Genomic DNA, 21,116 nt, shown 5'->3' on the forward strand with positions numbered 1-21,116 from the left:
ATCATGGGGAAGAAGAACTGCATCGCGATTGACACGAGTCAACGCGGGGAACGGGGCAGGAGAATAACCCTGCTCCGTGTCAGGGAACTAACTCGGACGGCGGGCATTGCTGTATGTAGCCCGCCGATAACATGACGTCAGCTGCGCGGCATCAGGACCCACATCCTGCCACCCTGCTTCATGCGGCCGGCGGTCTCGCCGGCGGCGTCGCCTGCGCCCCAGAAGAAGTCCGCGCGCACGCCACCCTTGATGGCGGAGCCCGTGTCCTGCGCGAACATCAGACGTTGAATCGGTTCGGAGGAAAGTGGCCGTGTGGTCGACAGGAAAACCGGCACGCCAAGCGGGATGGTTGCGGGATCAACTGCTATCGAGCGTTCCGCCGTAAGCGGCACGCCCAGCGCGCCTACCGGTCCTTCGTTGGTGGGCGGCAATTCGCGGAAGAACACAAAGCGCGGATTGACGTTGAGCATTTCGTCCACGCGTCCCGGGTTGGCACGCGCCCATGCCTTGATGCCCTGCATCGTGGCCTGCGCCGGCGTGATCTCGCCACGGTCGAGCAGCCATTTGCCGAATGAGCGGAACGGCTGGTCATTGGTGCCGCCGTAGCCGACACGCATCATCGTGCCATCGGCCATGCGGATGCGGCCGGAGCCCTGGATCTGCAGGAACGCGGCTTCGACCGGATCATCCACCCAGACCAGTTCGCTGCCACGCATCGCCGGGTTCTGCAGCAGTTCGGCGCGCGGCGGCAACATGCCCTTGCCGAGTTGCGGCGGCCGGCGATAGAGCGGGACCTGATACGCACCCTGACGCGTGCGGGAGCCGTGCAGGATCGGTTCGTAGTACCCGGTGATCAACCCGTTGTCCGTCCCATCGACGTTGACCACGCGGTATGGCAGGAAGTTGGTTTCGAAGTACGCGCGCATCGCCTCGAGATCGCCGGCGTCCACCATCAGGCCGACGGCGCAGACGCGGTTCCAGTCGGCGCGCTTTTTCAGCGCCTGGCAGCTCGCCAGCAGCGCGGGCCAGGCGGCACGCACGTCGTCCTGGCTCCAGCCACCGATTTCCGCCCAGCTCGCCGGTTGCAACCGGCCTGCCGCGGATGAGGTAGCAGGCGCCTTCCCGCCCGGCACGCCGCCCGGACCTTCGATACGCGGGGGCGGCCCGCTCATGCAGCCGGCCAGCAGTGCGGCAGCGCCCGTCAGGACAAGCCAGCCGCGCCAGGAAGTGTTGCTCGACGATGCGCGGGGGGCGCGCAGGGAATACTGATTTGCCATCTTGTCCATTCTTCGCGGACACGGCCGGCGGTCAGACAGTCCACAAACCCGCGCATGTCCTACAATCTCAACCCGATCCGTCGACTGACCCCCTCGCGATGAGCCAGTTCTTCGAAAACCACCCTACCCTGCTACTTGCCGCCGAAGCCGGCGTGGCGCTGCTGTTGCTGATCTTCATCGTGGTCTGGACGATGAGCACCGCCAAGAAGAATCCGCGCCCCACGCGCGCGCCGCAGGACCATCCGTCCCGCGCCAACCAGACTTCGACGGATGCAGACACGCCGCCCGAGGCCTAGTTCCCGCCGTGCGGCGGTTCAGTGCAGCATTCGGGGCAGCACCAGCGCGAATTCGGGAATCGGCACCTCGAAACGGTGGCCGTCTTCGGCCACGCAGAAATAATCGCCCTTCATCGATCCCACCGGGGTGGAGATCGTCGCCCAGCTCGAATACTCGAAGTGCTCGCCCGGCTTGAGCAGCGGCTGATGGCCGACCACGCCCAGGCCCGAGACTTCCTGCGTCGAGTTGTCGCTGTCGGTGATGATCCAGTGGCGCGAGATCAGCTGCGCGGCGACTTCGCCGGTGTTGTGGATCGTGATGGTGTAGGCGAACGCGTAGCGTCCACGGTCTGGGTCCGATTGGTCCGGCATGTACTGCGTGCGCACGGCCACGGAAAATGCGTACTCGCTCATGTATCGACGTGGTAAGAAGGGTCGGCAGGCCGCGCGGCGGCCGGGTGTTGCGCATTGTGCGGCAAGGCCATGGCAGGGGCAAGCGGCCCGGCCAGGCGTTCGTCCCGACTCCGGGGGCCCGACCGGCGTAAAATACCGCCCATTCCGCCTTCAGCCCGCCCGAATATCATGAGCAGCCCCACCTTCCGCATTGCCCCGTCCATCCTGTCCGCCGACTTTGCCCGCCTGGGCGAGGAAGTGCGCCGCGTCACCGAAGCCGGCGCGGACTGGATCCATTTCGATGTGATGGACAACCACTACGTGCCCAACCTGACCGTGGGGCCGCTGGTCTGCGAGGCGATCCGCCCGCACGTCACCGCCCCAATCGACGTGCACCTGATGGTACGTCCGGTGGATCGCATCATCCCGGACTTTGCCCGCGCCGGCGCCAACATCATCACATTCCACCCCGAGGCCAGCGACCATATCGACCGCTCGCTCGCGCTGATCCGCGACAACGGCTGCCAGGCCGGCCTGGTGTTCAACCCGGCCACGCCGTTGCACTACCTGGACCACGTGATGGACCGCCTGGACGTGATCCTGCTGATGTCCGTGAACCCGGGATTCGGCGGCCAGTCTTTCATTCCCGAGACGCTGAACAAGCTGCGCGCCGTGCGCCAGCGCATCGACGCGTACACCGCGCGCACGGGCCGCCGGATCCTGCTGGAAGTGGACGGTGGCGTGAAGGTGGACAACATCGCCGAGATCGCCGCGGCGGGCGCGGATACGTTCGTGGCGGGCTCCGCCGTATTCGGCAAGCCGGACGCCGACGGCGGCTACAAGGGCGTCATCGGCGCGCTGCGGGCCGAATTGGCCACGGTTGGCAAGTAATCAGGCAGGGAAGTCACGCGCATGAGTCTCGAAATACTGCGCCGCACGGACTGGCACGCCATCCGGGCGGTGATCGTCGACCTCGATGGCACCATGGTCGACACCGCTGGCGATTTTCACGCCGCCGTCAACGCGATGCTGCTGGCCCTGGCGCACAAGCATCCCAACCTGGGCCCGGTCGAGCCGATGTCCCAGGAGGACATTGTCAGCTTCGTCGGCAAGGGGTCGGAGAACCTGATCCGCCGCGTGCTGGACGCGCGTTTCTCGCCACTGCACGCCAACGGGCTGTTCGCTGATGCCTACGCGCTGTACGACCGCGAGTACGTGCGGATCAACGGCCAGTTTTCGAACGTCTACCCGAATGTCCGCGAGGGCCTGACGGCGCTCAAGGCGATGGGCCTGCGCATGGCCTGCGTGACCAACAAGCCGTGGAACTTCACCGAGCCGCTGCTGGCCCGTACCGGCCTGGCCCAGTATTTCGATCTGGTCTACGGCGGCGACGCGTTCGCCCTGCGCAAACCCGATCCGTATCCGCTGCTCAAGGTGGCCGAGGCATTCCGGGTCGATCCGGAGGCCGTGCTGGCCATCGGCGACTCCGAAAATGACGCGCGGGCGGCACGTGCGGCGGGCATGGGAGTGCTCTTGATGCCATATGGCTACAACCATGGCAATCCTGTACAAGACGTCGACGCCGATGGTATAGTCGCCGACATTGCCCGCGTGGCTGCGCTTCTTGCCGCACATCGGGCAACACACCGCTAAACCCGGCTGAACACCATTCAATGTTCCTCAACCGCAAACGCAACTTTCTTGGCAGTGATCGGCAGGCTTGGCCCTGGCGTCGCTGGCGCGCCTCTGAACAGGCGTAAAGTGCGTTCGCGAGTTTCCTGACGGGCTTGCGGGGATACATCGGGACTTATTAAGTCCGCCGCAGTCACCCCCCAAGCTCCGCCGGCCCGGTCCAGATCCACTGTCGACCGACGTCTCCGGCAGATCCTTCCGCCAGCGCCGTAGCCCAGATGCCTGTGTGCTACGGTTAGCTCATGAACGCGCCGCACGCCACGCCTTCGGCCGTGTGTGCGCGTGCGTCAAACGCGTGTGCTACACGGTCCGCTCCCGGGGCGGGTTGCCGCAACTTCTCCAGCCCTCCCCCTGCCGACGACACACGCGGCGCCGCCTGAACCCGACCATCGTGGCGGGCGCCGCAAGAAGAGGATCGACATGACCGAACTGGAATTCAAATCGCTGGCCGACCAGGGATACAACCGCATTCCCATCATCGCCGAGGCGCTGGCCGACCTGGAAACCCCGCTGTCGCTGTACCTGAAGCTGGCCCAGTCGCAAACGCGTGGCGTGAACACATTCCTGCTGGAATCGGTGGTCGGGGGCGAGCGTTTCGGCCGCTACTCGTTCATCGGCCTGCATGCCCGCACGCTGTTGCGCGCCTACGGGCACCGTGCCGAAGTGGTCACCGACGGCAAGGTCGTGGAGACGCACGAAGGCAACCCGCTCGATTTCATCGCCGAGTTCGAAAGCCGCTTCAAGGTGGCGCTGCGCCCCGGATTGCCGCGATTCTGCGGCGGTCTGGCCGGCTACTTCGGCTATGACGCGGTCCGCTATATCGAAAAGAAGCTGGCCGACACCCAGATGCCGGACGACCTCGGCCTGCCCGATATCCAGTTGCTGCTGTGCGAGGAACTGGCGGTCATCGACAACCTGTCCGGCAAGCTCTACCTGATCGTCTACGCCGACCCGACCACGCCGGAAGCCTATTCCCGCGCCCGCCAGCGCCTGCGCGAACTGCGCATGAAGCTGCGCCAGCCCGTGGATGTGCCGGTGACGAGCCCCTCCGTGCTGACCGAGGTCTATCGCGAATTCGCCAAGCCCGACTACCTGGCCGCCGTGCACAAGGCCAAGGAATACATCATGGCCGGCGACATGATGCAGGTGCAGGTGGGCCAGCGCCTGATGAAGCCGTATCGGGACTCGCCGCTGTCGCTCTACCGCGCGCTGCGTTCGCTGAATCCGTCGCCGTACATGTACTTCTACAACTTCGGCGATTTCCAGGTGGTGGGCGCCTCGCCCGAAATCCTGGTACGCCAGGAGACCCGCAAGGTCGGCGGCGCCCAGGCCAACGGCGACACGCAGAATGCCCGCATCGTCACGATCCGCCCGCTGGCCGGCACCCGCCCGCGCGGCAGCACCCCCGAGCGCGATGCCCAACTGGCCACGGAACTGCTCAACGATCCGAAGGAGATCGCCGAGCACGTGATGCTGATCGACCTGGCTCGCAACGACATCGGCCGCATCGCGGAAACGGGTTCGGTCAAGGTCACCGACAAGATGGTGATCGAGAAGTACTCGCACGTGCAGCACATTGTCAGTTCCGTGGAAGGCACGCTGCGCGACGGCATCAGCAACCTCGACGTGCTGCGCGCCACGTTCCCGGCCGGCACACTGTCCGGCGCGCCGAAGGTGCGCGCGATGGAAATCATCGATGAACTGGAACCGCGCAAGCGCGGCATCTACGGCGGCGCCGTGGGCTACCTGTCGTTCGGCGGCGAGATGGATCTGGCCATTGCCATCCGCACCGGTGTGATCAAGGACGGCAATCTCTATGTGCAGGCCGCGGCCGGCATCGTGGCGGATTCGGACCCCGAAGCCGAATGGAGGGAAACCGAAGCGAAGGCACGCGCCGTGATCCGCGCCGCCGAACAGGTCCAGGACGGTCTGGACGCCGACCTCTGAGCCCAGGAACAGGAGAAACGAACATGCTGCTGATGATCGACAACTACGACTCGTTCACCTACAACCTGGTGCAGTATTTCGGCGAACTAGGCGCCGATGTGCGGACCTTCCGCAACGACGAGATCACGATCGAGGAAATCGAAGCGCTCAAGCCCGACCACATCTGCGTGTCGCCGGGGCCGTGCAGCCCGCACGAGGCCGGCATCTCGGTGCCCGTGCTGCAACACTTCGCGGGCAAGATTCCGCTGCTGGGCGTGTGCCTGGGCCATCAGGCCATTGGCGAGGCGTTCGGCGGCAAGGTGATCCGCGCCAAGCAGGTGATGCACGGCAAGGTCAGCACGATCGAGACCACGCAGGAAGGCGTCTTCGCCGGGCTGCCCAAACACTTCGACGTGACGCGCTATCATTCGCTGGCTATCGAGCGCGAAACGCTGCCCGATTGCCTGGCTGTCACCGCCTGGACGCCGGACGGCGAGATCATGGGTGTGCGCCACAAGACGCTGGCCGTCGAGGGTGTGCAGTTCCATCCGGAATCGATCCTGTCCGAACACGGCCATGCGCTGCTGGCCAACTTCATCAAGGCGCCACGATGAGGCGCACCGATTTCTCCGCTTTCGCCGCACACTCTGCCCAAGAATCCGCCATGTCCATCACGCCGCAGGAAGCACTGACGCGCTGCATCGAGCACCGCGAGATCTTTCATGACGAAATGCTGCACCTGATGCGGCAGATCATGCAGGGGCAGATTTCCCCCGTGATGGCGGCGGCCATCCTGACCGGCCTGCGCGTCAAGAAAGAGACGATCGGCGAGATCTCGGCGGCGGCACAGGTGATGCGCGAGTTCGCCAATCACGTGACCGTCAAGGACCGCGAGAACTTCGTGGATATCGTCGGCACCGGCGGCGACGGTTCGCACACGTTCAACATTTCCACCGCGTCGATGTTCGTCGCCGCTGCCGCTGGCGCGAAGATCGCCAAGCATGGCAACCGTGGCGTGTCGTCGAAGTCCGGCAGTGCCGACGTGCTCGAGGCGCTGGGCGTGAACATCATGCTGACGCCGGAGCAGGTAGGCGAGTGCATCGAGCAGACCGGCATCGGCTTCATGTTCGCCCCGACCCATCATCCGGCCATGAAGAACGTGGCGCCGATCCGCAAGGAAATGGGCGTGCGCACCATCTTCAACATTCTCGGCCCCCTGACCAATCCTGCCGATGCGCCGAACATCCTGATGGGCGTGTTCCATCCGGACCTGGTCGGCATCCAGGTGCGCGTGATGCAGCGCCTGGGCGCGCAACACGCGATCGTGGTCTACGGCAAGGACGGCATGGACGAGGTGTCGCTCGGCGCGGCAACCCTGGTGGGCGAACTCAAGGACGGCGAAGTGCGCGAGTACGAGATCCATCCTGAAGACTTCGGCCTGTCGATGATCTCGAACCGCGGGCTGAAGGTGGCAGACGCCGTCGAGTCGAAGGAAATGCTGCTGGAGGCGCTGAGCGATGTGCCCGGCACCCCGCGCGAAATCGTGTCGCTGAACGCCGGCACCGCGCTCTACGCGGCCAATGTGGCCAGTTCGATCGAGGATGGTATCCGCCGCGCGCGCGAAGCCATCGCCAGTGGCGCCGCTCGCGAGAAGCTCGACCAGTTCGTGCGCGCCACCCAGCAATTCAAGTGAGCCCCCATGTCAGCCAAGTCCGACATCCTGGAAAAGATCCTGGCCGTGAAGGCCGATGAGGTGGCAGCCGCGCGCAAGAAGCGCGACCTGCCGAGCCTGCGTGCCGAGGCCGAGAGCCTGCGTCACGAAACCGGCATGGCCCCGCGTGGCTTCGAGCGCGCACTGCGCGACAAGATCGCGGCCGGCAACGCCGGCGTGATCGCCGAGGTCAAGAAAGCCTCGCCGTCGAAGGGCGTGCTGCGCGAGAACTTCGTGCCGGAGGCCATCGCCGAAAGCTACGCCGCCCATGGCGCGGCGTGCCTGTCCGTGCTGACCGACGTGAATTTCTTCCAGGGTCATGCCGAGTACCTGAAGCGCGCGCGTGGCGCCTGCCCGCTGCCGGCGCTGCGCAAGGACTTCATGGTCGATATGTACCAGGTCTACGAAGCCCGCACCTGGGGCGCCGACTGCATCCTGCTGATCGTCTCCGCGCTCGACCACGGCCTGATGGCCGAGCTGGAAGCGTGCGCGCACGAACTCGGCATGGATGTGCTCGTGGAAGTCCACGGCGGCGAGGAACTCGATAGTGCGCTGCGACTGAAGACGCCGCTGCTGGGCGTGAACAACCGCAACCTGCGCACCTTCGAGGTCTCGCTGGACAACACGCTGGACCTGCTGCCGCGCATGCCGGCCGACCGGCTCGTGGTAACCGAATCGGGCATCCTCGGGCCCGACGACGTCAAGCGGATGCGCGACGCCGACGTCCACGCCTTCCTGGTCGGCGAAGCGTTCATGCGCGCGCCGGAGCCGGGCGTGGAACTGGCCCGCCTGTTCTCGTGATTCCCAGATGGGCATCGAGATCGAACTGAAACTGGCCGTGCCCGACGCCGCGCTTGCCGCGGTGGCGGCCTGGCTCGACGCCAACGGGCAGCCACGTGGCGAGTTGACGTTGCTGAACGTCTACCTCGACACCCCCACCCGGGATCTGGCGCAGGCCCGCGCGGCACTGCGCCTGCGCAGGAAGGGCGAGCAGTGGCTGCAAACGCTGAAGACCGCTGGCCACAGCGCCGCCGGCCTGGCTGCCCGCCACGAATGGGAAACGCCAGTCGCGGGCGAGGCCATCGACTTGTCGTGCTTCCCCGACGATGCCCGCGCCGTGCTGACGCCGCTGGCAGACCGGCTCGCTCCGGTATTCCGGACCGACTTCGCCCGCCGCACCTGGATCGTCGAACAGGATGGCGAGCGCATCGAGGCCGCGCTCGACACCGGCGCGATCAGCGCCCCCGGCACGTCGCGGACCGAGCGTATCCAGGAACTCGAACTGGAATGGCTGCCGCGCGATGGGGCTGACGAACGCCATGTCGAAGCCGCATTGCGCGCGTTCGCCCTGCGCCTCGCCCACATCGCCCCGTTGACCCCTTCGGACCTCAGCAAGGCCGCGCGCGGCTACCGTCTCACCACCCCATCTTGATGCAAGCCGACCTGTTTGCGCCCGACACGCCGGAAACTTCCAGCGCCGCACCCCAGACCGTCAGCCTGCAGGAGCAGGCCAATGCCCTGCCCGCCGCTTGGCGAACCTTGCTCGCGCCATGCCTGGGCAAGGCCGAATGGTCGTCGCTGTGCGCGTTCGTCGACGAAGAACGCGCGGCGGGCAAGCCGGTGTTTCCACACGCGGTATTCCATGCCCTGCACCTGACGCCGCCAGACGCGGTCAAGGTCGTGATCCTTGGTCAGGACCCGTACCACGGCACCGGCGTCGTGGATGGACTGGAGATCCCGCAGGCACACGGGCTGGCCTTCTCCGTACCCGAGGGCGTCAAGGTGCCACCAAGCCTGCGCAACATCTTCAAGGAGATCGGCGCGGAATACGGCGTGGCGCCGACGCGTGCGTCGGGCAATCTGGAAGGCTGGGCACGTCAGGGCGTGCTGCTGCTGAACACGGTACTGACGGTCGAGCAGGGACAGGCCGCCAGTCATGCGAAGCGCGGCTGGGAAGCTGTGACCGACTGCGTGATCCACGCGCTGGCGGCATCGCGGCCGAACCTGGTGTTCCTGCTCTGGGGCAGCCACGCGCAGGCCAAGCGCGCCTTGCTCGAAGGCCAGACGCATTGCGTGCTGGAAGCGCCGCATCCGTCGCCGCTGTCAGCGCACCGGGGATTCCTGGGCTGCGGCCATTTCCGTCAGGCCAACGACTGGCTCGAGCGCCACGGCCGTGACGGTATCGACTGGCAGGCGACCTGACCGATCGGGCCGACCGGGCCGACCGGGCCGACGAGCGGGCCGACATGCAGGCCGCCGCTCAAGCGATTACTCAGGCCGTGGGCAGCCAGTCGAATCGATCGAACAGCTGCGGCGCCGCCTGAGCCACTTCCACCTTCGACACCTGCGCTGCGGGCGGCCCCGCTTCCATCCACACGCGTAGCGCCTCCAGGCGCTCGCGCGGCCCGCTGGCCAGCACCTCCACCCTGCCATCGACACGGTTGCGCACCCACCCGCCCAGACCGAGCGATGTCGCCCGGTCCGCACATGCGGCACGATACCCCACACCCTGCACACGGCCGTGGGCGAACAATTGCCAGGTTTCCGTCGTGGTTGTCATGATTTGCTTCCATACTGAGGGGCGCTATCAAAATGAAGCGAAGCGATTCTGGCCGGACGCATGGCCGCAGACAGTACAAGTAGTACGGCAAGGCCACGCAACGACGCCGGAATCATTTTGATAGCGTCTCTAGGTACACTACCTGGCCCGCTTGGGCGTTAGGTCATCAGCATACGATGCCTTTGCCCTCTCCCCCAGCCCCTCTCCCGCCTGCGAGAAAGGGGCGCGAACCGACAGCGTTGGAATTGCGCGGTGTTGGCCGCCCTCCCCGCCTGCGGGCGAGGGATCGATGGAGGGGGTGCGGCGGTTCCGAAACGAAGGGCCGTGCCCATGCCACCAACGCAAGATAACCAACCCGCACCCGGCTACGTCGGTCCCCTGCTGACCGCGCCCCCAAACCGGTTCGACTTCGCACTGCTGCCGATCATCCTCGCGGTCATCGTCATCGTGGCCTTTGCGGCCAAGCAGATGGTCGTGCCGTACCAGCCTGGCGATGCGCTGTCCGTACAACTGGACGTCGCCAGCCTGCCCTACTATCTGATGCGCACCAGCATCCGGATGCTGGCGGCGCTGGCGGCATCGCTGCTGTTCTCGTTCGCCTTCGCAGCCATCGCGTCGCGCAATCGCACCGCCGAGAAAGTGATGGTGCCGGCGCTGGACATCCTGCAGTCGATCCCGGTGCTCGGTTTCCTGTCGATCACGGTCACCGGCTTCATCGCCCTGTTCCCCGGCAGCCTGGTCGGCGTGGAATGCGCGGCGATCTTCGCGATCTTCACGTCGCAGGCCTGGAACATGGCCTTCAGCCTGTATCAGTCGTTCCGCACCATCCCCGGCGATCTCATCGAAGCCGCGGCAATGTTCCGGCTTTCGCCCTGGCAGCGTTTCTGGCGGCTCGAAGTGCCGTACGCCATGCCCGGCCTGCTGTGGAACATGATGATGTCGATGTCCGGCGGCTGGTTTTTCGTGGTCGCTTCGGAAGCCATTTCAGTATCCGGCCATGACATCCGCCTGCCCGGCATCGGCTCGTACATCGCGCTGGCGATCCAGCAGCAGAACCTGCCAGCAATCGGCTGGGCCATCGTGGCGATGCTGGTCGGCATCCTGATCTACGACCAGTTCCTGTTCCGCCCGCTGGTGGCCTGGGCCGACCGCTTCCGCTTCGAAACGCTGGCGCAGGACACCATGCCCCAGTCCTGGCTGCTCGACCTGCTGCGCCGTTCCGCATGGGTCCATGCGCTGCTCAAGTGGACCGCCAGCCTCGGCGGACGCACGCTGGCGTGGAGCGCCCGCCACCGCAACATGGTGGTGCTGCCCGCCGCGCCGGCCCGCTGGAGCCCCTGGCTCGAACGCCTGCGCGATACGGTGATCATCGTCATCGCGCTGGCGGCGCTCTATCGCGTGGTGCACTTCGTGCACAGCGAGGTGGGCTGGGGCGAGGCCGCGCACGTGCTGTGGCTTGGCGTGCTGACGATGACGCGCGTGATCGTGCTGATCGCGCTGGCGGCGCTGATCTGGGTGCCGATCGGCATCCGCATCGGCCTGAACCCGTCCGTGGCGCGCATCGCCCAGCCGATCGCGCAGTTCATGGCCGCCTTTCCGGCCAACCTGATGTTCCCGCTGGCCGTGATGGCAATCGTCAGGTTCGGGCTCAATCCGGAGATCTGGCTCAGCCCGCTGATGATCTTCGGCACCCAGTGGTACATCCTGTTCAATGTGGTGGCCGGGGCTTCCGGCATTCCCACCGAACTGCGGCTGGCCGCGCGCAACTTCGGGCTCAAGGGCTGGCTGATGTGGCGCCGCTTCCTGATTCCCGCCGTGTTCCCGAGCCTGTTGACCGGATTGGTCACGGCCGCAGGCGGGTCCTGGAATGCGAGTATCGTCTCGGAATACGTGACCTGGGGCGATCGCACGCTCGTAGCCACCGGCCTGGGCAGCTACATCGCCGAAATGACCGCGCGGGGCGACTTCCCACGCATCGCACTCGGCATCGGCGTGATGGCGCTGTTCGTGGTCGGCTTCAACCGGCTGCTCTGGAACCGCCTCTACGATCTCGCGCAGTTGCGCACCCGACTCTGACATTCGCACGATGGCACTGCACGACAACCCATCCAGACTGGCCCCATCCGTCATCGAACTGCATGGCGTGGGCAAGGTATTCCGCACCGCCGACCATACCGATCGCGCCGTGCTCGAAGGCGTCAACCTCACGCTGCGTGAAGGCGAGATCGTCGCCATGCTCGGCAAGTCCGGCTCCGGCAAATCGACGCTGCTGCGGATCATGGCCGGCCTGGTCGGCGCGGATCGCGGCGAGGTGCGGTTCCGTGGCCAGAAGCTGGTCGGCACGGCCGAAGGCATCGCCATGGTGTTCCAGTCGTTCGCGCTGTTCCCGTGGTTGACGGTGCAGCAGAACGTGGAACTTGGGCTGGAAGCGCAGGGCGTGCCGAAGGCGGAACGCGCGCGGCGCGCCGAAGCGGCCATCGACATGATCGGCCTCTCGGGCTTCAACAGCGCGTTGCCGCGTGAACTGTCCGGCGGCATGCGGCAGCGTGTGGGCATAGCCCGGGCGCTGGTGACGCAGCCGGACCTGCTGCTGATGGACGAGGCGTTCTCGGCGCTTGACGTGCTAACCGGCGAAACGCTGCGCGACGAAATGCTCGACCTGTGGGAATCGGGCCGCGCCAACATCAAGAGCATCCTGATCGTCTCGCACAACATTGAGGAAGCGGTGATGATGGCCGACCGGATCGTGATCCTGTCGAGCGACCCGGGGCGCGTGCGCGCCGAGGTACGGGTGCCGTTCGCGCGCCCGCGCAATCGCGACAGCGCCCAGGTGCGCGCGCTGATCGACGAGGTCTACACGCTGATGACCTCGCCGGCGGCGCTGGGGCCGCGCGTGCCCGCGATGGCTGCCGCGCAGCAGATCGGCTACCGCCTGCCAGAAGCCGACATCGGCCAGATGGAGGCCATTCTCGACCTGCTGCACGAATCGCCGTTCTTCGGCCGCGCCGACCTGCCGCACCTGGCCGACGAAGCCGGGCTGACCGACGACGAACTGCTGCCGGCCTGCGAGGCCATGCAGTTGCTGGGGCTGGCGACCATCGAGCGCGGCGACATCACATCGACGGCGCTCGGCCGCAGCTACTACGAGACCGAGCCCTCCGAACGCAAGGTCGTGTTCGGCAAGCAGTTGCTGAGCCACGTGGCGCTGGCCGCTCACATCCGGCGCGAGCTGGAAGAGAGCGAGGACGGCGAGGTTGGCGAGGAAACCGTCCTGCGCGAGATGCAGGCATTCCTGAAGCCGGAAGAGGCCCAGCGCGTGCTGACGATCGCGATCGACTGGGGCCGGTACGGCGAGGTTTACGGCTACTCGTTCAACAGTGGCGTGTTCAAGCTGCCCGACGTGGAGGAAGCCGGGGCGACTGGGAAGGTCTAGGTCAGCGTCAATGCCGCGGGTTTTCTCTCCTCGCCCGCCACATGGGAGAGGAGAGAGAACCCGTCACGATTCCGTTCGATCACCCCTTCCACGGCGTCCGGATCGCCCGGCCGATCGCGCCGGTACGCAGCGCGATCTTCGCCGCGTCCTCGCGCAGCGCGCGCAGGCGGCGCTCCAGCACCGCATTGGCGGCACGCCCGGAAGCACTCGCGGTGGACTCGGCACGCTGGTCCTGCGACCGCTGAATCGGCTCGGCCGCACCGATCTCGCCGGCCGCCGCGGCCTGCGCCAGCACCTCGGCCTTGCGACGATCCGCCGAGTCCGCGATGCGCGCGCGGCGCTCGCTCGCGTCATCGTCCGTGGTATCCGTGGCCGAGGACGGCGCGCTCTGATGGACCATGCCCACGCCGGCCACCGCCGCCTCTGTCGGTGTGCGGATGAACCCCGCGCCACGCGCCCCATGCCGTTCCTCGCCCGCCAGCCGCTCGCTGGCCAGCGTCAACGACCGCACGGCCGCCTCGGTCGCCTGCTCAATCGAGGCCTCGGCTGCCGGCACATCCAGTTCGCCGTAGTGCTGCCGCACCTGGATCCGCGCAGCGGCCACGTGCGCGGCCACCAGGTAGTTCTGCACGATGAAGCGGCTCAAGTTATCCACCGCGCGCTGCCGGCTGCGCGGCTCGTCGAGCATGCGCTGGAACGACGAGATCAGCGCCGACAGCGCATCCATGAACTGCTTGCGCTGCACACGGTATGCGAAGTCGTCCTGCGCCTTGCGCAGCAGCAGATCCCGCGTGGCCGCAATGTAGCGACGGTTGGCCTGCAGCACGTTCTCCACCAGCTTCGGAATAGCGCGGTACTCCCAGCTCGGCAGCACGAAGCTGAACACGGACGCGATGATCCCGCCAATCACGGTATCGACCAGCCGCTCGCCCACCACCGTCTGGCTGCCCGGAATCAGCAGGTTTATCTGGATCAGCACCTGCACACAGGCGGCAATCGCGGTGTAGCGGTACTTGATCGTGGAAAACGCCGCGCTGGCCACGAGCGCCAGATAGAGCACACCCAACAGCACCAGCGGCGCATGAATCCAGTGCAGGATGCCGACGCTGATGATGCAGCCGATCAGCGTGCCGATCAGACGATCGTTGTAGCGCTGCTTGGTCATGCTGAAGTTCGGCTTCAGGATCACCACGATGGTCAGCAGGATCCAGTAGCTGTGCGACGCGTACGGCAAATGCTCGCCCAGGAATAGCCCAGTCCCCACCGCCAGCGTGATGCGCACCGCGAACCGGAACGCCGGCGAGCGCCAGTTCAGGCTGTCGAGCACCACGCCCAGTTCGTACTTCTGGCGCGTCAGGAACGGTGTCATGTCCGAACCAGGCAGCACCTGGGCCGGCTCCACCGGCGTGCGCGAAGCCTCGTGCAATTGCCCCATCAGCGTGACCGCGCCCCGAATCATGTCGAAGGTATCGACCAGTGCCGTCATCGCCGTGGCCGACACATTGAGGTGGCGCAGCTGGGCGATCTCGCTTTCCACCGCGCGCAGGTCCGCCGCGTAGTCGTGCGCGCTGTACGACGGCCGCCCGCGCGTGATGTCGTAGGCGATTTCCTCGAGGTCCTTGCAGAGCCCGCGCACGAGCCGGCGCAACGCGTCGAGCACCGGCGTGCCGCCGAACGTCTGCCGCAGCAACGGATAGTCGGTATTGGTCGACAGCAGATACTCGTAGAGTTCCAGCATGCGCAGGTGCACCCGCACCAGCAGCCCATCGAACGGTGTCTTGTTGCCGCGCAGCACCATGTCGCGCGCAGCCTGCTGGCGCTCGGCCACCACGATCTGCTGGCGCACCAGCCGGTTGAACAGCTCGTCGTAGTCGGTGCCGGCGTCGTAGAACCCCGCCTTGATGTCGAGGTAGGCCGCCATCTCGTAGAGCGACTCCGCCAGGATCTGCTGCCGCGTGCGGCGTTCCATGAACCAGGCCACGCTGATCGCGTAGAGCAAGTAGCCCAGTGCGCCCACGCCGAACAGTCCCGCGTGAGACAAGGCCGTGCGCACGACGAATTCCTCGTTGATCGTCAGCGTCATGACGAACAACATCGAGAACTGCAACGGCATGGTCTTGTTGCCGTAGACCGTCATCATGCCGGCCAGGAATGTGACCAGCACCAGCACGAACGGCATCACGCGCGGGAACGGCGTGGCCAGCGCCACCACCACGGTCACCGCCGTGCAGAGCAGCACGCTAGCCAGCATCTCGTTGAACTTGTGGTTCAGCGGGCTCGGCAGGTCCATCAGGCTGGTGCACAGCGCGCCCATCGAGACGACCATCGCGCTGGGCAGGTCCATGAACTGCATGGCCAGCAGCGTCATGCCGATGACCCCCGTGGCCGAGCGCAGGCCACGGTAGATGTAGTGCGAGTAAAGGAACGTGCGGGGATCGTGCGCGTATTCCATGGGGGGCGATTACAAATGCCGGGTCGGCCGGGTCAAAGGGGAGCCCTGCCGTCGCCAGGGCGGCGACGGTAGGGTGGCAGGCAGGTTACTGGCCAAGCCAGCGCGCTCTCCCGACATGCTTGCCCGTTTCCACCGACACTTTGTACTGCACCGCCGGCTCACGCGCCAGCGTCACCGGCAATACCTGCAGTTCATCGCGCCGGAACACGTGGAGTTCCACGCGATCGCCCGCCCGGTAACGCCCGAGCAGCTTTTCAAGCTGACCCGGCGCCACGCGCAGCCCGTCGACGGCGGCCAGCAGGTCGCCCGCCGACAGCCCGGCCTTCTGCCCCGCCCCACCGTCGAGCACCTGGCTCACGCGCACCCAGCCGTCCTGCTTGGCCGTCTTGATGCCGAGCGCGGCCGTGCCGTCCGGCTTCTGGACTTCCGCCTTGACCCCGAACGCACGGAACAACGGCACCAGTCCGATCTCGCCCGTGCCCTCGGTCAGCGCGCGCAACAGGGCACCGAGCTTCAGGCCGGTGACATCATCGAACAGCGCGTAGACCTCCGCCTCGGTCACGCCGCGCTGCGCGGCGCCCGGCGCGTAGAAGTCGCGCCCGTAGCGTTGCCATAGCGCGCGCATGATGTCATCGAGCGACTTGCGGCCGCGCGTCTTCTCGCGGATCGTCAGGTCCAGCGCCAGCGCCACCAGCGAACCCTTGGTGTAGTAGCTGACGATGGCGTTCGGCGCGTTCTCGTCCTGGCGGTAGTACTTGGTCCAGGCATCGAACGAGCTGTCCGCCACGCTCTGCTTGGTGCGGCCGCTGCCGCGCAGCACGCCGTTCCAGGTCTTGCCCAGCATCTCGACGTATTGCTGGTCGGTCACCAGCCCGGTGCGAACCAGAACCAGATCGTCGTAGTAGCTCGTGAAGCCTTCGAACAACCAGAGCAGCGGCGTGTAGGTCTCACTCTCGAGCTGATAGGGCACGAATGCCGCCGGCTTGATCCGCTTGACGTTCCAGGTGTGGAAATACTCGTGGCTGCACAGGCCAAGGAAGGTGCGATACCCCTCGCTGGCCTCGCTGTCGCCGCGTGCGGGCAGATCGTTACGCGCGCACATCAGTGCCGTGCTGGCGCGATGCTCCAGGCCGCCATAGCCGTCGGTCGTGACCATCGTCATGAACACGTAGCGGCGGTTGCTGTCGAGCATCGGCGCACGGGCCGAGCGCGGCTCGAACAGCTTGATCTGCGCCTCGCAGATCTTCTTCAGGTCGCGGCAGACGCGCTGCAGGTCAAGCTGCGGCACCTTGCCCGTGAAGACCACGTCATGCTGCACGCCGCAGGCGCGGAAGCTGGCCAGCGCGAACGTGCCCATCTCCACCGGATGGTCGATCAGTTCATCGTAGTCGGCGGCCTGGTAGCGTCCGAAGCCGTAACGCCGCGCGCCACCGGGGCCGCGTGCCTCGGGCAATGCTGTAGCAACGCGCCAGTCGGCATAGGCTTCGCCCGCGGGCGCGTGGATATCGACCGAGCACGGACCATCGTCCTGCCCGACCACACGCAGGAACACCGAACTGCCATTGAAGAAGCCGTGCGTGGTATCGAGATGCGCGGCGCGCACCGACAAATCCCACGCGTACACCTCGTAGCTGACCACTAGCGGCCCGGCATCCGCCGCCAGCGCCGCGGCCTGCCAGCTCTGCTTGTCGAGCTTGGTCAGCGGCACCGCCACGTCGCCCGCATCGGCCCGGATGCGGACGATATTGCGGGCGAAGTCGCGAATCATGTAGCTGCCCGGAATCCACGCAGGGAGCGTGAAAACCTGGCCAGCGGGATCGGGAACATCCACCGTCACGGTGACGGCGAACAGGTGGGCTTCCGGATGAAGCGGGGCGATGGCGTAGCGGATCGGCGTCATGGTCACGATTGTAGCGTCACGTCCCGGACCGGCCCGGGACGCCAGTGCGCGGCAACCGCCGCCTTCAGCGGTTGACGTTGACCACCACGCGTCCGCGCATGCCGCCATCGACGATCTTGTGCCCCGCGTCGATGGCCTCCGCCAGCCGAATCTCGCGCGTGATGGCCTGCAACCGGTCTGGCGCCAGATCCTGCGCCAGACGCTTCCACGCGGTTTCGCGCAGCGGCATCGCCGCCATCACGCTATCGATGCCGGCCAGCGTCACGCCACGCAAGATGAACGGCGCCACCGAAGCCGGAAAATCCATGCCCTGCGCCAGTCCACATGCCGTGACCACGCCGCCGTACCGCACCTGGGCGCAGGCATTGACGAGCGTATAGGAGCCGACGGAGTCGACCACGGCTGCCCAGCGTTCCTTCTGCAGCGGCTTGCCCGGCGTGCCGAGTTCGGCGCGGTCGATCACCTCCGCCGCACCCAGCGCGCGCAGGAAGTCTGCCTCCGACGTCTTTCCCGTCGATGCGGTCACGCGATAGCCGAGCTTCGACAGCACCGCTATCGCCACCGAGCCCACCCCGCCCGATGCGCCGGTCACGAGCACATCGCCATCGCCGGGACGCACAGGTCCATTCACGCCACCGCGCTCGAGCGCCAGCACCGACAGCATCGCCGTGTAACCCGCCGTGCCAATCGCCATGGCCTGGCGCGTGGTGAACGCGTCGGGCAGGCGGACCAGCCACTCGCCCTTGAGCCGCGCGCGCTGGGCCAGGCAGCCCCAATGCGTCTCGCCGACACCAAAGCCGTTCAGCACCACACGGTCGCCGGCCTTCCAGCGCGGGTCGGCCGATTGCAGCACGGTGCCCGCACCGTCGATGCCGGCCACCATCGGCCATTTGCGCACCACGGGCGAACGGCCGGTGATCGCCAGTCCGTCCTTGAAGTTGATCGTGGAGTAATCGACTTCGACCAGCACGTTGCCGTCAGCGGGCAACTGGCTCTCGTCGACCTGCGCGATCTCCGCGTGCGTCTTGCCATCGGTCTGGGTCAGCAACAGGGCCTGGAACGTCATGGTGTCTCCGTTTTCGTCGTCGTTTTCGAAATCAATCCGGGGCGCGGAAATGCAAAGCGGCCGGTAGCAACCGGCCGCTTCATACAGCCGGATGGGGTCCGGCGTCGGTCTTATTTTTTCAGGCTGGCGAGCTTGCGTTCCAGCGTGGCCGCGTCAGCGGCTCCAGGGATTCGCGTGCCATCGGAGAAGAACACCGCCGGCGTGCCCGTGATGTTCAGGTTGTGGCCAAGCTCGAGGTTCTCATCGACCGGCGTCTTGCAGGATCCGTTGCCGGTGAGCGCCACGTGGTTCAGCATCCAGTCGCGCCAGACCTTGGTGCGATCGGCCGAGCACCACACCTGCTTTGCCTTCACCGTGGAATCCGGCGACAGCACCGGATAGAGGAAGGTGTAGACCGTGATGTTGTCCATCTGCTGGAAGGTCTGCTCGATCTTCTTGCAGTAGCCGCAGTTCGGGTCCGAGAACACCGCCACGGTGCGGCTGCCGTCACCCTTGGTCCACTTGATGGCGCGCGACAGCGGCAGATCCGACCACTTGATCTTGTTCAACTCGGCCAGACGCTCCTCGGTCAGGTTCGTGTTGGTCTTGGTGTCGATCAGTTCGCCGTTGATGATGTAGCGACCGGTGGCGTCGGTATAGACAAGCTGGCCGCTGACGTTGACTTCGTACAGGCCTGGCACCGGCGCCTTGGTCACGCTCTTGACCTCGGCGCGGCCACCCAGGATCTTCTGGATCGACGCCTTGATGCGATCCGTGCCCGGCTCGTCCGCGGCCAGCGCGTGCAGGGCATAGCCGGCGGCGCCCACGCCGCTTGCCAGAGCCGCGATTGCGGCGAAGCGAGCGGAACGGCGGCGGAACATTTGGAACATAGTGACTCCAGGAAAACGATGCGCCGGTCAGTGTGCCGGCTTGTTCGTGAATGGTAAATCGTTAATGGGCTGGTTTGTGGCTCGTTTGTGGATTCGCCTCTTCCGGCTTGCATCACCCGAGCGCGTGGCCGATCAGGAGCCGCTTGATCAGCCCCTGGCTGCCCACCGCCCGCATCCCCAGATTGCGCACCACACGCGCCGGCGTGCCGGGCAGCGAGAACAACCGGTGCAAGCCATCGGTGGCGGCGGTCAGCGAGAGCAAATCGGTAGCGCGCGCGCGCTCGTAGCGGCGCAACAGGCGCAAATCCCCTTCCGAACGGAACGACTCTTTGTCGGCCATCACCCGCCCGAGTTCCACCACATCGCGCAAACCCAGGTTCATGCCCTGCCCGGCGAGCGGATGGACCACGTGCGCGGCATCGCCGACCAGCGCCACGTGCGGCTGGACGAACTGCTCGGCGCGCTGCAGCACCAGCGGGAAGCCCTGCGCCGGCGTGATGCAGCGCAGTGCGCCAAAGCGGGCGCCCACCGCGCCGCTGGCTACCTGGGCCACGGTCGCGGCCAGCGCCTCGGGCGACAACGCGAGGAGGTCGTGGGCGTGTGCCTCATCGGCCGACCACACCATCGACACCCGATTGCCCGGCAACGGCAGCATCGCCAGGATTTCGCCGTTGGCCGGTTCCTCGTCAGCCATCAACTTCTCCGGCGCCCCCAGGAACCATTGCCAGGCGGTTTCCTGGTGCGGCAGTTCGCACTGGAAGTTGGCCACCACGCCAAGCTGCCGATACCGCCGCTGCGTGGTGCCGATATGACATTGCTGGCGCACCCAGGACCGGGACCCGTCGGCCCCAACCAACAAATTGGCGCGAACTTGTGCGCCGCTGGCCAGCGTCAGCGTCACACCGTCGACGTCGCGCTCGAGCCCGGTGGCCGTGTCGTCGAACCATTTCACCTGGTGCTGGAATCGCAGCGCGGTGTCGAGCACGCGCTCGACGTGCCCAGATTCGACGATCCACGCGAGCTGCGGCACGGCGGCGGCGTAGGCCGAGAAATGCAGATCCCCATCGAGCGAGGGATCGGTCTCGGCAGCACTCTCATCACCAAACACACGCATGTCGCGCACGGGCTGCACACGCGCCGGGTCCAGCGCCTCCCAGACACGCAGCCGCTCCAGCAGCGCCTGCGAACTGGCGGAAAACGCGTAGATGCGGGCATCCCAGTCATCGCCCCCCCGGCGGGCCCCCTCAGCAGCGGGCCGGGGCGCCGCCAGCGCCACCTGCATACCCTGCTGCGCCAGCAGCAGCGCGCAGGCCTTGCCAACAATGCCGCCGCCGACCACGGCGACCTGGAAGCGGGAAGAGGAATTCGAGGACATGGAAGAAGTGACGGTGCGTGACACCGATGCGGCAGGTCCGGACATCCCTGAATTATAGCGACGTGACGGGGGCTCCATCCGCGTGATCGGTTCGGACACGCATACGGACCGGTTCTGCCGCTTGCCTCCCGGCCGGCGCACCCGACCGCCCGAAGCCGGCATTGCCGTCAAGGCGACCTGCGCCGTC

19 protein-coding genes are annotated in these 21,116 nt (G+C 66.3%); 11 read left to right on the top strand and 8 right to left on the bottom strand.

Features of this window, described 5'->3' with window-relative positions; all coding sequences use genetic code 11:
* Positions 1-137 precede the first annotated feature (137 nt).
* Positions 138-1,277: a murein transglycosylase A gene (gene mltA, locus WD006_RS23630; RefSeq protein WP_029308595.1), complete on the bottom strand. Its 1,140-nt coding sequence runs from the start codon at positions 1,275-1,277 to the stop codon at positions 138-140.
* Between the two features lie 98 nt (positions 1,278-1,375).
* On the opposite strand from mltA, the gene WD006_RS23635 reads away from it, so the two are divergent.
* Entirely contained in the window at positions 1,376-1,573 is a 198-nt protein-coding gene (locus WD006_RS23635; RefSeq protein WP_011517658.1) for a hypothetical protein, read from the top strand.
* An 18-nt stretch (positions 1,574-1,591) separates the two neighbouring features.
* On the opposite strand, the gene apaG is transcribed toward WD006_RS23635, so the two are convergent.
* Positions 1,592-1,966, bottom strand: a complete 375-nt coding sequence (gene apaG, locus WD006_RS23640) for a Co2+/Mg2+ efflux protein ApaG (RefSeq protein WP_008647582.1) — start codon at positions 1,964-1,966, stop codon at positions 1,592-1,594.
* Between the two features lie 168 nt (positions 1,967-2,134).
* On the opposite strand from apaG, the gene rpe reads away from it, so the two are divergent.
* The 8 genes from rpe to WD006_RS23680 all read left to right on the top strand — a co-directional run bounded on the left by rpe (position 2,135) and on the right by WD006_RS23680 (position 9,476).
* Positions 2,135-2,836, top strand: a complete 702-nt coding sequence (rpe, locus tag WD006_RS23645; protein WP_029308596.1) for a ribulose-phosphate 3-epimerase — start codon at positions 2,135-2,137, stop codon at positions 2,834-2,836.
* Between the two features lie 21 nt (positions 2,837-2,857).
* Positions 2,858-3,598, top strand: a complete 741-nt coding sequence (gene gph, locus WD006_RS23650; protein WP_011517660.1) for a phosphoglycolate phosphatase — start codon at positions 2,858-2,860, stop codon at positions 3,596-3,598.
* Between the two features lie 459 nt (positions 3,599-4,057).
* Entirely contained in the window at positions 4,058-5,584 is a 1,527-nt protein-coding gene (trpE, locus tag WD006_RS23655; protein ID WP_008647586.1) for an anthranilate synthase component I, read from the top strand.
* 23 nt (positions 5,585-5,607) lie between these two features.
* A complete protein-coding gene (locus WD006_RS23660) occupies positions 5,608-6,177 on the top strand; it encodes an aminodeoxychorismate/anthranilate synthase component II (protein WP_008647587.1) in 570 nt (189 codons plus the stop codon).
* Between the two features lie 50 nt (positions 6,178-6,227).
* Complete coding sequence (gene trpD / locus WD006_RS23665) at positions 6,228-7,256, top strand: anthranilate phosphoribosyltransferase (RefSeq protein ID WP_035822072.1); 1,029 nt, start codon at positions 6,228-6,230, stop codon at positions 7,254-7,256.
* 6 nt (positions 7,257-7,262) lie between these two features.
* On the top strand, positions 7,263-8,075 hold the full coding sequence (trpC, locus tag WD006_RS23670) for an indole-3-glycerol phosphate synthase TrpC (RefSeq protein ID WP_011517662.1): 813 nt from the start codon (positions 7,263-7,265) through the stop codon (positions 8,073-8,075).
* Between the two features lie 7 nt (positions 8,076-8,082).
* Positions 8,083-8,706, top strand: a complete 624-nt coding sequence (locus WD006_RS23675; protein ID WP_011517663.1) for a CYTH domain-containing protein — start codon at positions 8,083-8,085, stop codon at positions 8,704-8,706.
* Positions 8,706-9,476 (top strand): uracil-DNA glycosylase, encoded by a 771-nt coding sequence (locus tag WD006_RS23680; RefSeq protein ID WP_011517664.1) that lies wholly within the window; start codon positions 8,706-8,708, stop codon positions 9,474-9,476. Before WD006_RS23675 ends, WD006_RS23680 begins: the two co-directional genes overlap by 1 nt.
* A 70-nt stretch (positions 9,477-9,546) precedes the next feature.
* On the opposite strand, the gene WD006_RS23685 is transcribed toward WD006_RS23680, so the two are convergent.
* Complete coding sequence (locus WD006_RS23685) at positions 9,547-9,834, bottom strand: acylphosphatase (protein WP_011517665.1); 288 nt, start codon at positions 9,832-9,834, stop codon at positions 9,547-9,549.
* 330 nt (positions 9,835-10,164) lie between these two features.
* On the opposite strand from WD006_RS23685, the gene WD006_RS23690 reads away from it, so the two are divergent.
* Both WD006_RS23690 and WD006_RS23695 read left to right on the top strand, forming a co-directional pair.
* A complete protein-coding gene (locus WD006_RS23690) occupies positions 10,165-11,910 on the top strand; it encodes an ABC transporter permease (RefSeq protein ID WP_008647147.1) in 1,746 nt (581 codons plus the stop codon).
* Positions 11,911-11,920: 10 nt separating this feature from the next.
* Positions 11,921-13,267: a nitrate/sulfonate/bicarbonate ABC transporter ATP-binding protein gene (locus WD006_RS23695; protein ID WP_011517667.1), complete on the top strand. Its 1,347-nt coding sequence runs from the start codon at positions 11,921-11,923 to the stop codon at positions 13,265-13,267.
* A gap of 79 nt (positions 13,268-13,346) precedes the next feature.
* Here the strand turns inward: WD006_RS23695 and WD006_RS23700 are convergent, their stop codons facing one another.
* The 5 genes from WD006_RS23700 to WD006_RS23720 form a co-directional block, all read right to left on the bottom strand.
* Positions 13,347-15,719 (bottom strand): FUSC family protein, encoded by a 2,373-nt coding sequence (locus WD006_RS23700; protein ID WP_011517668.1) that lies wholly within the window; start codon positions 15,717-15,719, stop codon positions 13,347-13,349.
* An 85-nt stretch (positions 15,720-15,804) separates the two neighbouring features.
* A complete protein-coding gene (locus WD006_RS23705) occupies positions 15,805-17,619 on the bottom strand; it encodes a M61 family metallopeptidase (RefSeq protein ID WP_011517669.1) in 1,815 nt (604 codons plus the stop codon).
* Positions 17,620-17,683: 64 nt separating this feature from the next.
* Complete coding sequence (locus tag WD006_RS23710) at positions 17,684-18,685, bottom strand: MDR family oxidoreductase (RefSeq protein WP_011517670.1); 1,002 nt, start codon at positions 18,683-18,685, stop codon at positions 17,684-17,686.
* Between the two features lie 110 nt (positions 18,686-18,795).
* Positions 18,796-19,554: a DsbC family protein gene (locus WD006_RS23715; protein ID WP_011517671.1), complete on the bottom strand. Its 759-nt coding sequence runs from the start codon at positions 19,552-19,554 to the stop codon at positions 18,796-18,798.
* A gap of 112 nt (positions 19,555-19,666) precedes the next feature.
* Positions 19,667-21,091 (bottom strand): UbiH/UbiF family hydroxylase, encoded by a 1,425-nt coding sequence (locus WD006_RS23720; RefSeq protein WP_011517672.1) that lies wholly within the window; start codon positions 21,089-21,091, stop codon positions 19,667-19,669.
* Positions 21,092-21,116: the final 25 nt, after the last annotated feature.

Source organism: Cupriavidus sp. Met-2, from assembly GCF_049843575.1.
Lineage (GTDB): Bacteria > Pseudomonadota > Gammaproteobacteria > Burkholderiales > Burkholderiaceae > Cupriavidus > Cupriavidus metallidurans.